This window comes from Streptomyces sp. B5E4 (assembly GCF_039871555.1).
Lineage (GTDB): Bacteria > Actinomycetota > Actinomycetes > Streptomycetales > Streptomycetaceae > Streptomyces.
Genome location: NZ_JBDPMI010000060.1, coordinates 1 through 13,621, shown reverse-complemented (window position 1 = coordinate 13,621; position 13,621 = coordinate 1). Strand labels below are relative to the sequence as shown.

Here is a 13,621-nt window from a genome sequence, read left to right as displayed (position 1 = left end):
GGCACCGGCCCTTGTCGGCCCGCGCACGCCCCGGCCGCCGCCGGACGCCCCTGCCCGTCCCGCACCCCGGCGGCCTGCCGAACGCCGCCCCCCGCGCCCGTACGGCCGCAGCCTTCCCGTACGCCGGAGCCCGCGCCCCGTACGCCCCCACCCCGCCCCGCGCGCCCTCAGATCCGTCCGTACGCCCGCAGCGTCAGCAGCGCCTCCAGCGTCGCCAGCGGCCGCGCCTCCAGCTCCGCCCCCGGCGACCAGCGCCGCCAGGCCACCGGCCAGCCGCCGTCCGCCCGCTGGTTCGCCGCCAGGAAGTCCAGCGACCGCGCCATCTCCGCGTCGCTGAACCACCGCCGCGCCAGCGACGCCGGCCGCCGGGCGAAGTCGTGCGGGTGGTGGTGCTCGCCCGGCGCGTGGCCCTCCGCGGCCGGCTCCGCGCCCGCCCGGCCCGGGTCCAGCAGCACCAGCCGCTCGGCGCGCACCAGCCGGCCCAGCCGGTCCGCGGCGGCCTCCGCGCGCCTCCGGTCGGGCACGTGGTCGAGGAAGGCGACCGCGGCCTCCGCTTCGTACGGATGGCTGCCGCGCAGCGTCTCCACGGCGTGCCAGCAGAAGTCGGTGGCGCGGAAGAGCCAGGCGTGCCAGATGTCGTTGCGGTGCAGCAGCCCCACCACCGGCGCGGTGGTCAGCAGAGCGCTCGGCGGGTCCGTGGGCACCGGCAGCCACGGCGCGGCCGGGTAGCCGCGCAGCGAGGGGTGCACGGCGGGCAGGGCGCCGTCGTGGTTGGAGACGGCGGTCAGATAGCGGCAGACGTCCTCGGCGCGGCGGCCGGTGCAGCGGCCGAGGGAGTCGAGGACCCGCAGCGCGTGCGCGGTGTGCAGCGGCTGGCTGCCGGGACCGCGCAGGTCGGGGTCCAGGGCGTGCCCGTAGCCGCCGTCGGCGTTCCGGTACGCATCCAGCGCCTTCTCCACCCCGCCGGCGTCGGCGGCGCCGGGCACGAAGTGGTGGGCGAACCGGCGCTGCTCCAGCACACGGGCGGTCAGCCAGATGAACTCTGCGGCGCGGACCTGCGGGGAGTCAGCCATGGGGCGACGTTACGAGCACGGCGGGGCCGACCGGGAGGCCAACGGGCGGGGAGCACTCTCAGGTGCACGTACGCGCGGGATAATGGACGCATGCGGTTGACGGTCTTCTGGCAGCGGATGCGCGACTACTTCGGCGAGCCCTACGTCGACTCCTTCGCCCGCGACCACGTGATGTCCGAGCTGGGCGGGCGTACGGTCCGCGAGGCGCTGGACGCCGGGTGGGACGCGCGCGACGTCTGGCGCGGGGTGTGCGCGGCGATGGACATCCCGGCGGAGATGCGCTGACGCCGCCGCGGCGGGGGTCGGCCACACTGTTCGTCCATGGCTGCATCGGCTGCTTCTGACGACACCGCTCGGGCACGGGAGACACCACCCGTCCCGGACGCCCGCACCGCTCCGGACGCCCAGGACGCCCGCTCCACGCCCGGCACGCCCCCGGGCCACGGCACCCCGCCCGCGAGCCACCGCGAGCGCATGCCTTCCTGGCTGCCCCGGGCGATCGTGCTCGCGCTGGCCCTGTTCGCCTGCTTCCACGTCGCCGAGTGGGCCTTCCACGAGCTGTACGGGCTGCTGCTCAACATCCTGGTGGCCTTCTTCATCGGGCTGGCCTGCGAGCCCGCCGTCGACCGGCTCGCCGCCCGCGGCATGCGCCGCGGCGCCGCCACCGCGCTGGTCTTCCTCGGGGTGCTGGTGGCCGCCGCGGCGTTCGTCGCCGCCCTCGGGTCGCTGGTCGCCGACCAGATCCGGCTGATCGTCGAGAACTTCCCCGACTACGTCGAGTCCCTCATCGAGTGGATCAACGAACGGTTCGGCACCGAGCTGCGCGTGGACGACCTCCAGCAGGACTTCCTGAAGTCCGAAGTCGTACGCGACTATCTGCAGCGCAGCGCCGACAACGTCTGGGGCATCTCCACCACCGTCCTCGGCGGCCTGTTCACCGCGCTGACCGTGGTGCTGTTCGCCTTCTACTTCACCGCCGAGGGCCCGCGGCTGCGCCGCGCGATCTGCTCCGTCCTGCCGCCCGCGCGGCAGGCCGAGGTGCTGCGCGCCTGGGAGATCGCGGTCGCCAAGACCGGCGGCTACCTCTACTCGCGCGGCCTGATGGCGATCGTCTCGGGCATCGCGCACTACATCGCGATGCTGCTGCTGGACGTGCCGTACGCGCCCGCGCTCGCGGTGTGGGTGGGGGTCGTCTCGCAGTTCGTGCCGACCGTGGGCACGTACATCGCCGGGGCGCTGCCGATCCTGCTGGCGTTCACCGTCGGGCCGTGGACGGCGCTGTGGCTGCTCGGGTTCGTGATCCTGTACCAGCAACTGGAGAACTACCTGCTGCAGCCGCGGATCACCGCGAAGACCGTGAACATACACCCCGCCGTGGCCTTCGGCTCGGTCATCGCGGGGGCGGCGCTGCTGGGCGCGGTGGGGGCGCTGATCGCGATTCCGGCGACGGCGACGCTACAGGCGTTCCTCTCCGCGTACGTACGCCGCTACGAGGTCGACGCCCGCGTCCAGGAGGACCGGCCCCGCCGCCGCGGCCCCGCCCGGCTGACCCGGATCCGCACCGCGCTGCGGCGCCACCCCGGCGCACCACCCGGCGCGCACTCCGGCCGGGACGCCGCGGAGTCCGACGACGTGCACCCCGCGCCCTAACTGTTCTGTCCGGGCCCCCGGCCGCCGCCCTCCGGCGTCGTCCGCGGCACCGCGATCGTCACCCGGAGCCCTCTCGGCTCGTTGCGTTCATACGAGATACGTCCCCCGCCCGCCGCCAGCAGCGCCCGGGCGATGGACAGCCCCAGCCCCGAGCCGGAGACGTTCTGATGCCGTCCGCTGCGCCAGAAGCGGTCGCCGATGCGGCCCAGCTCCTCGTCGGTGAGCCCCGGCCCGCCGTCGGCGACGGCGACCGTCACCTCGGCGCCGTCCGTGTCCACCCGCACCTCCACCTCGCCGCCCTGCGGCGAGAACTTCACGGCGTTGTCCACCACCGCGTCCAGAGCGCTGGACAGCGCCACCTCGTCCGCCCATCCGGACACGGCCGGGGCGCCGGACAGGAACAGCCGTACGTCCTGTCCCTCGGCGAGCGGACGCCAGCTCGCGACGCGCTCCGCAGCCAGCCGGGCCACGTCGGTCACCCGCAGGTCGGCGGGGGAGTGCTCGGCCAGCGCCAGATCCAGCAGGTCGTCGAGGACCCGGGCCAGCCGGGTGCCCTCCGCCTGCACCGACTCGATCTCCGCCGCGGCATGCGGCGCCTCCAGGCGCAGCAGCTCGATGCGCAGCAGCAGCGCGGACAGCGGGTTGCGGAGCTGGTGGGAGGCGTCGGCGACGAAGGTGCGCTGCTGCTCCAGCACGTTCTCGACGTTGTCGGCCATCTCGTTGAAGGACCCGGCCAGCCGGCGCAGCTCCGGCGGTCCGCCGGCGGCGGCGACGCGGGACTTCAGCCGGCCGGTCGCGATGTCGTGGGCCGCCTTGTCGAGCACGCGCACGGGCTTGAGCACCCAGCCGGTCAGCCGGTACGCCGCCGCCACCGCGACCGTCATCGCGGCGGCGATACCCGCGCCGAGCCACAGCCAGCCCGTGAGGGTCCGCGAGCGCATCGCTCCGGTCGGCGAGTCGGTGACCACGACGGCGACCACGTCCCCGTCCCGTACGACCGGGGAGGCGACCGTCAGCCGGTCGTCCTGCCAGGGCCAGACCTGCGCGGGGTCGTGGCTGCGGCGGCCCGCCAGGGACTCGGAGAAGGCCCGCTCGCCCTCGGCGCGGGCCATGCCCCGCCAGCCCACGGGGGCGGCGGCCATCGCGGTGCGGTCGCGGTAGTAGACGCCGGCACGGATGCCGTAGAGGTCGTGATACCGGCGCAGCTCCTCCTGCAGCGCGTGCAGCCGCTCGTCCTCGGCCGGCGGGCGGGCCTCGTTGCGGGAGGCGACGTACTGCGCGAGCGAGGCGAAGCGGGCGGTGTCGTCGATACGGTCCACGATCACGCGCTGCTGCTCCTGCCCGGCGATGCGGTCGGCCAGCGGGAAGCCCAGTGCGAGCAGCATGCCGGCCATGAGCACGATGAGCAGGGGGAGCAGGCGGGTACGCATACGGTAAGGGCCTCAGCCCGCCGGCGGCGGTACGAGGCGATAGCCGACGCCGCGCACGGTCTCGATTAGCGCGGGCAGGCCGAGCTTGCTGCGCAGGGAGGCGATGTGGACCTCCAGGGTCCGGCCCGTGCCCTCCCAACTGCTGCGCCACACCTCGCTGATGATCTGCTCCCGCCGGAACACCACACCGGGGCGCGCCGCGAGCAGCGCGAGCAGGTCGAACTCCTTGCGGGTGAGCTGCACTTCCGCGCCGCCGACGCTGACCCGGCGGGACTGGGGCTCCAGCGTCACCGGGCCGACGACCAGCGGCGCCGCGGGATCGTCGGCCCGCTCGCCGGGCGCGGCCGTCCCGGCGCCGCCCGTCCCAGCGGCGGGCTCCGGTTCCGCCGCCGCGGTGCGCCGGGCGACGGCGTGCACGCGCGCGAGCAGCTCGCCCGTGTCGTACGGCTTGACGACATAGTCGTCGGCGCCCAGGTTGAGCCCATGGATGCGGGACCGGACGTCGGAGCGTGCGGTCACCATGATCACGGGCGTGCCGGTCAGCTTGCGGATACGCCCGCACACCTCGAAGCCGTCCTGGTCGGGCAGCCCCAGGTCCAGCAGTACCACGTCGAACGGGGCCAGCTCGCTGTGCAGCAGCTCCTGCAGCGCCTCCTGGCCGCTGTGGGCCATGCCCACCTCGAAGCCGTGCCGCGCCAGCACCGCGGAGAGCGCGGTGGCCACGTGGTCGTCGTCCTCGACGAGCAGCAGCCTCATCGACCCTCCCGTTCCCTCTCTCGCGTATCGTTTCAGCCCGCACACGAATACAGGCGGATGCGGGCCTGCCGCGTCAAGTCCGGCCAGGTCACCCAGCGGTTTCCGTTATGTGACAGGTACGTCGACCGGCGTCCCGATTCCATCCATTGTGTCCGATTGCAGCCGGATCGTTATGCTCAATTTCCCCTCAGATGTGATGACGCTGGTCGCGGCTGCTCACTAAGGTCCAGGCAACCGAAGAGGACGGAGCAAGACGCGGATGACCGAGGTTTCGACGGCCAAGGACGCCGTGCCGGCGGCGGGCGAACCGCTGGTCGTGCTGGACAACGTCAACAAGCATTTCGGTGCGCTGCACGTGCTCCAGGACATCGACCTGACGATCGCGCGCGGCGAGGTCGTCGTCGTCATCGGGCCGTCCGGGTCCGGGAAGTCCACGCTGTGCCGCGCGATCAACCGGCTGGAGCCCATCGACTCCGGCCGCATCACCCTGGACGGCAAGCCGCTGCCCGCCGAGGGCCGGGAGCTCGCCAGGCTCCGCGCCGACGTGGGCATGGTCTTCCAGTCCTTCAACCTCTTCGCCCACAAGACCGTGCTGCAGAACGTGACCCTCGGGCAGGTCAAGGTCCGCAAGAAGGACAAGGCGGCCGCGGAGACCTCCGCCAGGGCCCTGCTCGACCGGGTGGGCGTCGGCAACCAGGCGGACAAGTACCCCGCGCAGCTCTCGGGCGGCCAGCAGCAGCGGGTGGCGATCGCCCGTGCGCTGGCGATGGAGCCCAAGGTGATGCTCTTCGACGAGCCCACCTCGGCCCTCGACCCCGAAATGATCAACGAGGTGCTGGAAGTAATGCAGCAACTCGCCCGGGACGGTATGACTATGGTCGTCGTCACGCACGAGATGGGCTTCGCCCGCTCGGCGGCGAACCGGGTGGTCTTCATGTCCGACGGCCAGATCGTGGAGGAGACGACGCCCGACCAGTTCTTCACCAACCCTCGCAGCGACCGGGCGAAGGACTTCCTGTCGAAGATCCTGCACCACTGAGCTGCCGGCAATACACCAGACAGAAGGATGCTCACCATGAATCTCCGCAAGGTCAGCGCGGCCGCTGCCTGCGCACTCGCCCTCTCCGTCACCGCAGCCGCGTGCGGCTCCGACGACGACAGCGGCGACAACGGTGACGGCGGCGGCAGCAAGGACTCCATCACCATCGGCATCAAGTTCGACCAGCCCGGTCTCGGCCTGAAGGAGCCCGACGGCTCGTACTCGGGCTTCGACGTGGACGTCGCCACGTACGTGGCCAAGGAGCTCGGCTACTCCGAGGACCAGATCGAGTGGAAGGAGGCGATCAGTGCCGAGCGCGAGACCATGCTGGAGCGTGGCGACGTCGACATGATCGCCGCCACCTACTCGATCACCGAGGAGCGCGAGCAGAAGGTCGACTTCGCGGGCCCGTACCTGCTGGCCCACCAGGACCTGCTGATCCGCGCCGACGACGACATCACCAAGGGCGAGGACCTCAACGGCAAGACGCTCTGCTCGGTCACCGGCTCCACCTCGGCGCAGAACGTCAAGGACACCATCGCGCCCAAGGCCCAGCTCGCCGAGCGCCCCGGCTACTCCGAGTGCCTCGACGCCGTCGCCAACGGCCAGATCGACGCCCTGACCACCGACGACTCCATCCTCGCCGGCTACGCCGCCCAGGACGCCAACGAGGGCAAGTTCAAGCTCGCCGGGCTGAACCTGAGCAACGAGAACTACGGCGTCGGCGTCAAAAAGGGCGACGAGAAGATGAAGACCGACATCGACGCCGCCCTGGAGAAGATGGTCTCCGACGGCTCCTGGGAGAAGTTCATGGACGCCAACCTCGGCCCCGCGAACTACGACTTCGAGCCCGCGCCGAAGATCGGCGACATCAAGCAGTGACCCCGCCGCACCGCCGCCCCGGCGGCGGTGCGACCGCACTGTCAGAGCGGTGGTGTGCCGCCCGGCCCGGGTGGTACACCACCGCGTCCACTTAAGGCGAGAGCGCTGGACTGACGTTGGACATCATCTCCGATTACGACACACAGATCCTGGACGCGTTCTGGGTGACCGTGAAACTCACCCTGCTGTCCGGCCTGTTCTCCCTCATCTGGGGAACGATCCTGGCGGGCATGCGGGTCAGCCCCGTCCCGCTCATGCGGGGCTTCGGCGCCGTCTACGTGAACGTCATCCGGAACATCCCCCTGACGGTCATCATCGTCTTCTGCGCCCTCGGGCTCTCCGACGTGTTCGGCGTGACCCTGGGCGCCGGCATCGACTTCGATGCCAAGTACTTCCGGCTGGCGGTGCTCGGACTGTCCGCGTACACCGCCGCATTCGTCTGTGAGGCGCTGCGCTCGGGCATCAACACCGTGCCCGTCGGCCAGGCGGAGGCCGCCCGCGCCCTCGGGCTGAGCTTCACCCAGGTCCTCACCCTCATAGTGCTGCCCCAGGCGTTCCGCTCGGTCGTCGGCCCGCTCACCAACGTCCTCATCGCGCTCACCAAGAACACCACGGTGGCGGCGGCCATCGGCGTCGCGGAAGCGGCGCTGCTCATGAAGGAGATGATCGAGAACGAGGCGCAGCTCCTCCTCATCTCGGGCATCTTCGCCCTCGGCTTCGTCGTGCTGACCCTGCCGACCGGGCTCTTCCTCGGCTGGGTCGGCAAGAAGGTGGCGGTCAAGCGATGAGCTCCGTTCTCTACGACGCCCCCGGCCCGAAGGCCAAGCTGCGCAACGTCATCTACACCGTGCTCTTCCTCGTCGTGCTGGCGCTCGGGGTGTGGTGGGTCCTCGACAAGCTGAACGAGAAGAACCAGCTCGAATGGGCGCTGTGGAAGCCGTTCTTCACGGACTCCCAGGCGTGGACCACGTATCTGCTGCCGGGTCTGGGCGAGACGCTGAAGGCGGCCGGGCTCTCGCTCCTCATCGCGCTGCCGCTGGGCGCGCTGTTCGGCATCGCGCGGATGTCCGACCACGCGTGGGTGCGGGTGCCGGCGGGTGCGGTCGTGGAGTTCTTCCGCGCCATCCCGGTACTGCTCCTGATGCTGTTCGCGAACCAGTTCTACTCCGAGTACACGGATATCAGCAGCGATCAGCGTCCGCTGTACGCCGTCGTCACCGGGCTCGTGCTGTACAACGCCGCCGTGCTCGCAGAGATCGTCCGCGCCGGCATCCTCTCCCTGCCCCGGGGGCAGTCCGAGGCCGCCAAGGCCATCGGCCTGCGCAAGGGCCAGATGATGGGCTCCGTGCTGCTGCCGCAGGCCGTCACGGCGATGCTGCCGGCGATCGTCAGCCAGCTCGTCGTGATCGTGAAGGACACCGCGCTCGGCGGCGTGATGATCGGCTTCAGCGAACTCCTCGTCGAGCGGCGCACGCTGGCGTCCAACTACTCCAACGTCTTCGCCAGCTTCATCGTCGTCGCGGTGATCTATGTCGTCGTGAACTTCATCCTCACCTCGCTGGCGAGCTGGCTGGAGCACGTGATCCGGCGCGGCAAGCGGACCACCGGCGCGGTGGTCGGGGCCGCGGCCGTCGAGGACCTGAGCACCGGCGCCGCGGGCGGCGCCACCGGCATGGCGGCCGGTGTGGGCGATCCCACGGGCCTTCCGGGCGGCGGTGATCCCGGTGGCGGGGGAGACGCGGGAGGCGGCGGTGGAGGCCGCCGGACGTAGCCCGAGGGGGCGGCCGGAAGGCCTCGGCTTGACTGCGGTGTGCGGCAGTGGGTTGCATACCTCGTGTGATCGCGCACCGGGCTCCCCACCCCTTAGTTCGTAGGCACCATGGCGCCGGAGGCGCATCACCGTGGACCCGGTGATCATCGTCGGGGCGGGCCCGGTCGGGCTCGCCCTGTCGTTGGCTCTGGCACGGCACGCGGTCCCCACGCTCCTCCTCGACGACCGGCCCGCCGGCGACGCGGAGGAGGACGGCAGGCCCGCCGGTCCGCGCCCGGCCCGTACCGCCGTGCTGCGCCCGCACACCACCGCGTTCCTCGACCGTCTGGGCGCCGCGGAGGCACACGAGCGCGGCGCCCGGCTCGCCGGCTGGCGCGTGCTGCGCGGCGGGCGGACGCAGGTGCGGGTGGAGTTCGGCGAGTCCGCGGGACCCGGCCCGCTCCACGTCGCACAGTCCGAACTGACCACCACGCTGGCCGCACTCGCCGACAACTCCCACCACGTGGAGGTGTTCCGCGGCAGCCGGCTGACGGAGCTGTCGCAGGAGCCGTACGGCGTCAACGCCCGCACCCGGGCCGGAACCTGGTGGCGCGGCAGCTGGCTCGTCGGCTGCGACGGCGCCCGGTCGACCGTGCGCAAGCTGCTGGAGGTGCCGTACGCCGGCCGCACGGCCGTCGAGCGGCACGCCGTCGCCGCGGTACGGGCCGACCTGCCCTGGCCCGGAGAGGGCGTCCTGTACCGCGGCGCCCCGCGCAGCGGGCCCGGCGCCGAGTGCGTCGCCCGGCCGCTCGGCGACGACCGGTGGCGGCTGGACTGGCTGCTGCCGCCCGGCGGCGGGGTCGTCACCCCGGAGGCCCTCGTCGCCCGGCTGGAGGCCACCCTGCGCGTCTGGACGGGCACCCGGCACCCGTCGTACGAACTCCTCGACACCGGCGTGCACACCGTCCACCACCGGCTCGCCCGCCGCTGGCGCCGCGGCCGCGCGCTGCTCGCCGGTGACGCCGCGCACCTCGTCGGCTCGCTGGGCACCCAGCAGCTCGACGAGGGCCTGGCCGACGCCGAGAACCTCGCGTGGAAACTCGGCCGCGTCTGGCACCAGGCCGGCCGCGACGACTCCGGCGACGACCTCGTCGACACCTACGTCACCGAGCGCCGCAGCGCCATCAGCGCACGGCTGCGCGCCGCCGACCAGGTCCGCCCGCTGCTGCGCCGCGCGGGCGGCCTGCGGGCGGCGGTGCGCGGCAGGTCGGCGGCGGAACTGCTCACGGACGGCCATCTGGGCCGGGGGCGGATAGGCGGCCCGCCGGTGTACGCGACGGCGCCGACGGGTCTGGACGGGGCGGTGGAGGTGGGCACGGCCCCCGGGGCCCGGGTCGACGATGTCCAGGTGATCGCGCCCGACGGTTGGACGGGCCGGCTCTCCGAACGGCTGGGGGGCGACCCGCTGGTGGTGCTGGTCGCTCCGGGCACCCGCGTCTGGGACCGCAGCCGCTGGCTGCAGGCGGGACTGATGCCGAAGCTGGTGCGGCTCGTGGGCGAACTCCCCGCCCGTGCCCGGCTGCTGGTCGCGGAGACCTACCCGGGCGCGGCGCCGCACACGGTGCTGTACGTCCGCCCGGACGGTCATCTGATGGCGGCGCTGGCGGGGGTACGCGAGGAGTCGATGCGGCGGTGCGCGAACCGGATGCTGGGCCGGCCGGACGAGGCGGAGGAGTAGGCGGGCGGAGGAGCAGGGCCCCGAGGAACTGGACGGGCCCGACGGAGGGCCGGGCCCGGGGCCGTACGGCGCGGGCTACAGCCAGCCGGCCGTCGTGTCGCCTTCGGCGACGAGGACGGCCGGGCCCGTCATCTCCACCTCGCCGTCGGGGTGTTCGGTCACCACGAGGCGGCCCCCGGGTACGTCCACCGTGTAGGTCTCCGGGCGGCCCGTCGCCGCCGGGTCCACGCCGTCGCGGCGGGCGGTGGCGACGGCCACCGCGCACGCGCCCGTCCCGCACGAGCGGGTCTCGCCCGAGCCGCGCTCGTGGACCCTCATCGCCACGTGCCGCGGGCCGCGGTCCACGACGAACTCGACGTTCACGCCCTGGGGATACGCCGACGCCGGCGCGACCCCCGGGGCCTCGTACAGCCGCCCCGCGTCCGCGAGGTCGGCGACGAACGCCACCGCGTGCGGGTTGCCCATCCCGACGTTGCGCGCGGGCCAGCTCCGCTCGCCCACCGTGACCGTCACCTCGGCGTCCGGGGCCGCCGCGAGCGCCGCCCGGCCCATGCCGACCGTGATGTCACCGTCCTTCGCCAGGTGCACCCGCCGCACCCCCGCGCGCGTGCCCACCGCCAGGTCTCCGGACTCCACGAGCCCCGCGTGCTGCAGATAGCGGGCGAAGACCCGCACCCCGTTCCCGCACATCTCGGCGACGCTGCCGTCCGCATTGCGGTAGTCCATGAACCACTCGGCGTCGGCGGCCATCCGCCGCCCCTCCGGGTGCGCGTCGGACCGGACGACCCGCAGCAGGCCGTCGGCGCCGATGCCCGCCCGGCGGTCGCAGAGCCGGGCCACGGCGTCCGCGGGCAGGTCGATGAGACCGGCCGGGTCCGGAACGATCACGAAGTCGTTCTCGGTGCCGTGTCCCTTGAGGAAGTGCAGTTGCGCGGTGGTCACTCTGTGATCGTAACCGCCCGCGCCGACAACGCCCCGGCGACGGCGCAGGACCGCTCCGGGCGCCGGTCAGCCCAGCCGGGCCACCCGCCACACGGCCAGCGCGACGACCGCCGCCACCGCCGCCGCGTACAGCAGCGCGATGCGCCAGTCCGCCCGCAGCCCCGAGCCGCGCCGCGGCAGACCCGGCAGCGCCAGCCCCACCCGGCGCGCGGCCATCATCGCCCACCCGGCGGCGCAGCAACTGATGAGCAGCCCGAGCATCGCCACGACGGGACCGCCGCCGCCGAACTCGAAGGCCAGCGGGAACGCGAACATCAGCGAGCCCAGCGCGGCCAGCGCGACGATGGGGGCGAGCTGCCAGAAGCGGAGCAGCCGCGGCGGACGCAGCTCGCGGAACGACTCCTGGCCCACAGGCTCCGGCGCGTCGGTGAGATCACCCGCGAGGTCGTCCGCGGGCTCTGCCACGGGCCCGGCGATCCGGTCGTCCTGCGGCTCCCGACGACTGTGACGAGGGCCGGCTTCCATAGCCACGTGCCCTCCCAACCTCCGGCGACTTTCAGGCTTCAAAGCTCGCCTCGATGATGGCACGGCGGGCATCACCCGCAATGCCACCGAGGCGTCCCGATGCCATGACGTGATCAGCCTGTGACCGACCGTTCGAGTAGGTCACACGCGGTGTCCGGAAGCCGGTCACGATCGGCCTCCGAGCCGCTGATCCAGTGCACGCGCGGGTCGCGCCGGAACCACGTCTCCTGCCGCCGCGCAAACCTCCGGGTGGCCCGCACGGTCTCCTCCCGGGCCTCCGCTTCCGTGCACTCGCCGGCGAGGAACGACAGCACCTGCTGGTACCCCAGGGCCCTGGCGGCCGTACGGCCCTCACGCAGCCCTTCCGCTTCCAGCCGCCGCACCTCGTCCACCAGACCGGCCCGCCACATCCGCCGCACCCGTTGCCCGATCCGGTCGGCCAGTTCCGGGCGCGGCACGGCGATGCCGATCTGGAGGGTGTCGTAGACCGACTCGTGCTCGGGGAGGTTGGCCGTGAAGGGGCGGCCGGTCAGCTCGATCACCTCCAGGGCCCGGACGATCCGGCGGCCGTTGCCCGGCAGGATCGCGGCGGCGGCGTCGGGGTCGGCGGCGGCCAGCCGGGCGTGCAGCGGTCCCGGCCCTGCGGCCGCCAGTTCCTCCTCCAGCCGGGCGCGGACGGCGGGGTCGGTGCCGGGGAAGTCCATGGCGTCGACGGCCCCGCGCACGTACAGCCCCGAGCCGCCGACGAGCACCGCGGTGCGGCCGAGCGCGCCGAGCCGGTCGATCTCCGCGCGGGCCAGGCCCTGGTACGCGGCGACGCTGGCGGTCTCCGTGACGTCCCACACGTCGAGCAGGTGGTGCGGCACGCCCTGCCGCTCCGCGGGCGTCAGCTTGGCCGTGCCGATGTTCATCCCCCGGTAGAGCTGCATCGAGTCGGCGTTGACGATCTCGCCGCCGAGCCGCCGGGCGAGCGCGATCCCGAGTTCGGACTTGCCGGTGGCCGTGGCCCCGACGACCGCGACGACCTGGGGACGGGGGGTGGTCTCTGTCACGCGGCAAGTCTCGCAAACAACGGGACACCCCTCGAACGAGTGACGTGACGCGGTGTCCTCGGCGTCGTTTGCCGTTCCGAGGTTCCGAACGCCGGTTTACGGACCGGGCCCCCGGGCGGCGCAATGAGCCGCTCCGGACGGCGCGGAATTTCGCCCACGCGAGTCACTTATGGAGTTAGAGATGGGCGTTTTTGCCAAGCTTCTTCGTCGCGGCGGATCGAGCGGGGAGGGGCGGGCCGCCAAGGAGCCGGCGCCCGCCGAGGAACCGCAGGCCGGGGAGGCAGCGGGGACCGCGGCGCAGCCGGAGGGCATCGAGGAGGCGGCGAACGCGGATGCCGCGGCCGCCGCGGGGATCCCGAAGCAGCAGTCGGCCGAGGGTGCCGCGGACAGCGACGCGGGCGACGAGGCCCGTAAGTAGGACCCGTGAGGCGCGCGGCCCCGCCCCGGGGCCCGCGGCCCCGGGGCGGGCCGCGGCGCCGGACGTCAGGACCAGGTGGCGACGAAGTAACCCACCCCGTACGGCGCCTCGTCGTACAGAAGCGCTCCGCGCAGTGTTGCGTCCTCCGCGGCGCCCGCGGCGACCTGCCAGCAGGCGCGGCCCCTGGCCTGCAGATCTGCGGCCAGTTCCGCGTCCAGCGCTGCCAGGGCCGTCGTGTCGGCGGCGCCGAGGGCGCGGGCCGCCTCGGCGTCGAAGCCGGCGGCGCGCTCGTCGTAGTAGCCGGGTGCCTTCTGGGTACGGCGCGCACTGCCGTCGCCCATCACGAGCAGCCCCACCCCCCCCGCC

The 13,621-nt window shown here is 73.1% G+C and carries 14 protein-coding genes and 1 pseudogene; 8 read left to right on the top strand and 7 right to left on the bottom strand.

The genetic code is table 11. The features are described 5' to 3' along the window. Nucleotides 1-167 precede the first annotated feature (167 nt). Nucleotides 168-1,073: a hypothetical protein gene (locus ABGA99_RS36300; protein ID WP_347584270.1), complete on the bottom strand. Its 906-nt coding sequence runs from the start codon at nt 1,071-1,073 to the stop codon at nt 168-170. Between the two features lie 90 nt (nt 1,074-1,163). On the opposite strand from ABGA99_RS36300, the gene ABGA99_RS36295 reads away from it, so the two are divergent. Next, nucleotides 1,164-1,358 carry a DUF3046 domain-containing protein gene (locus ABGA99_RS36295; protein ID WP_027752675.1) on the top strand — a complete coding sequence of 65 codons (195 nt, stop codon included), beginning with the start codon at nt 1,164-1,166 and terminating at the stop codon, nt 1,356-1,358. 36 nt (nt 1,359-1,394) lie between these two features. Beyond that, nucleotides 1,395-2,723, top strand: coding sequence for an AI-2E family transporter (locus tag ABGA99_RS36290; protein WP_347580656.1), 1,329 nt, complete (start codon nt 1,395-1,397; stop codon nt 2,721-2,723). On the opposite strand, the gene ABGA99_RS36285 is transcribed toward ABGA99_RS36290, so the two are convergent. Beyond that, complete coding sequence (locus tag ABGA99_RS36285) at nt 2,720-4,153, bottom strand: HAMP domain-containing sensor histidine kinase (protein WP_347580657.1); 1,434 nt, start codon at nt 4,151-4,153, stop codon at nt 2,720-2,722. The two genes, ABGA99_RS36290 and ABGA99_RS36285, sit on opposite strands and share 4 nt — an antisense overlap. Before the next feature lie 12 nt (nt 4,154-4,165). Continuing rightward, on the bottom strand, nt 4,166-4,909 hold the full coding sequence (locus ABGA99_RS36280) for a response regulator transcription factor (RefSeq protein WP_347580658.1): 744 nt from the start codon (nt 4,907-4,909) through the stop codon (nt 4,166-4,168). Between the two features lie 259 nt (nt 4,910-5,168). Between ABGA99_RS36280 and ABGA99_RS36275 the strand changes: the two genes are divergently transcribed. From ABGA99_RS36275 to ABGA99_RS36255, 5 genes are all read left to right on the top strand, one after another. After that, nucleotides 5,169-5,948 (top strand): amino acid ABC transporter ATP-binding protein, encoded by a 780-nt coding sequence (locus tag ABGA99_RS36275; protein WP_347580659.1) that lies wholly within the window; start codon nt 5,169-5,171, stop codon nt 5,946-5,948. A gap of 36 nt (nt 5,949-5,984) precedes the next feature. After that, the gene (locus ABGA99_RS36270; RefSeq protein WP_347580660.1) at nt 5,985-6,830 is read left to right on the top strand and encodes a glutamate ABC transporter substrate-binding protein; all 846 of its coding nucleotides are present in this window, start codon (nt 5,985-5,987) and stop codon (nt 6,828-6,830) included. 116 nt (nt 6,831-6,946) lie between these two features. Beyond that, nucleotides 6,947-7,618, top strand: coding sequence for an amino acid ABC transporter permease (locus ABGA99_RS36265; RefSeq protein ID WP_347580661.1), 672 nt, complete (start codon nt 6,947-6,949; stop codon nt 7,616-7,618). Next, nucleotides 7,615-8,601: an amino acid ABC transporter permease gene (locus ABGA99_RS36260; protein ID WP_347580662.1), complete on the top strand. Its 987-nt coding sequence runs from the start codon at nt 7,615-7,617 to the stop codon at nt 8,599-8,601. Before ABGA99_RS36265 ends, ABGA99_RS36260 begins: the two co-directional genes overlap by 4 nt. A gap of 130 nt (nt 8,602-8,731) precedes the next feature. Then, entirely contained in the window at nt 8,732-10,318 is a 1,587-nt protein-coding gene (locus tag ABGA99_RS36255) for an FAD-dependent monooxygenase (RefSeq protein WP_347580663.1), read from the top strand. A gap of 75 nt (nt 10,319-10,393) precedes the next feature. On the opposite strand, the gene dapF is transcribed toward ABGA99_RS36255, so the two are convergent. From dapF to miaA, 3 genes are all read right to left on the bottom strand, one after another. Continuing rightward, nucleotides 10,394-11,260, bottom strand: coding sequence for a diaminopimelate epimerase (dapF, locus tag ABGA99_RS36250; protein WP_347580664.1), 867 nt, complete (start codon nt 11,258-11,260; stop codon nt 10,394-10,396). 66 nt (nt 11,261-11,326) lie between these two features. Beyond that, nucleotides 11,327-11,785 (bottom strand): hypothetical protein, encoded by a 459-nt coding sequence (locus tag ABGA99_RS36245; protein WP_347580722.1) that lies wholly within the window; start codon nt 11,783-11,785, stop codon nt 11,327-11,329. A gap of 113 nt (nt 11,786-11,898) precedes the next feature. Further along, nucleotides 11,899-12,837: a tRNA (adenosine(37)-N6)-dimethylallyltransferase MiaA gene (gene miaA / locus ABGA99_RS36240; RefSeq protein WP_347580665.1), complete on the bottom strand. Its 939-nt coding sequence runs from the start codon at nt 12,835-12,837 to the stop codon at nt 11,899-11,901. A gap of 181 nt (nt 12,838-13,018) precedes the next feature. Between miaA and ABGA99_RS36235 the strand changes: the two genes are divergently transcribed. Next, nucleotides 13,019-13,255 carry a hypothetical protein gene (locus ABGA99_RS36235; protein ID WP_347580666.1) on the top strand — a complete coding sequence of 79 codons (237 nt, stop codon included), beginning with the start codon at nt 13,019-13,021 and terminating at the stop codon, nt 13,253-13,255. A gap of 65 nt (nt 13,256-13,320) precedes the next feature. On the opposite strand, the pseudogene ABGA99_RS36230 reads toward ABGA99_RS36235, so the two are convergent. After that, nucleotides 13,321-13,621: pseudogene (locus tag ABGA99_RS36230) on the bottom strand (hypothetical protein); the annotation flags it as partial.

What these genes read in the sequence shown, in the direction of transcription:
- ABGA99_RS36300 (WP_347584270.1), bottom strand. Translation starts at nt 1,073, where the DNA reads ATGGCTGACTCCCCGCAGGTCCGCGCCGCAGAGTTCATCTGGCTGACC.
- ABGA99_RS36295 (WP_027752675.1), top strand. Translation starts at nt 1,164, where the DNA reads ATGCGGTTGACGGTCTTCTGGCAGCGGATGCGCGACTACTTCGGCGAG.
- ABGA99_RS36290 (WP_347580656.1), top strand. Translation starts at nt 1,395, where the DNA reads ATGGCTGCATCGGCTGCTTCTGACGACACCGCTCGGGCACGGGAGACA.
- ABGA99_RS36285 (WP_347580657.1), bottom strand. Translation starts at nt 4,153, where the DNA reads ATGCGTACCCGCCTGCTCCCCCTGCTCATCGTGCTCATGGCCGGCATG.
- ABGA99_RS36280 (WP_347580658.1), bottom strand. Translation starts at nt 4,909, where the DNA reads ATGAGGCTGCTGCTCGTCGAGGACGACGACCACGTGGCCACCGCGCTC.
- ABGA99_RS36275 (WP_347580659.1), top strand. Translation starts at nt 5,169, where the DNA reads ATGACCGAGGTTTCGACGGCCAAGGACGCCGTGCCGGCGGCGGGCGAA.
- ABGA99_RS36270 (WP_347580660.1), top strand. Translation starts at nt 5,985, where the DNA reads ATGAATCTCCGCAAGGTCAGCGCGGCCGCTGCCTGCGCACTCGCCCTC.
- ABGA99_RS36260 (WP_347580662.1), top strand. Translation starts at nt 7,615, where the DNA reads ATGAGCTCCGTTCTCTACGACGCCCCCGGCCCGAAGGCCAAGCTGCGC.
- ABGA99_RS36245 (WP_347580722.1), bottom strand. Translation starts at nt 11,785, where the DNA reads ATGGAAGCCGGCCCTCGTCACAGTCGTCGGGAGCCGCAGGACGACCGG.
- ABGA99_RS36235 (WP_347580666.1), top strand. Translation starts at nt 13,019, where the DNA reads ATGGGCGTTTTTGCCAAGCTTCTTCGTCGCGGCGGATCGAGCGGGGAG.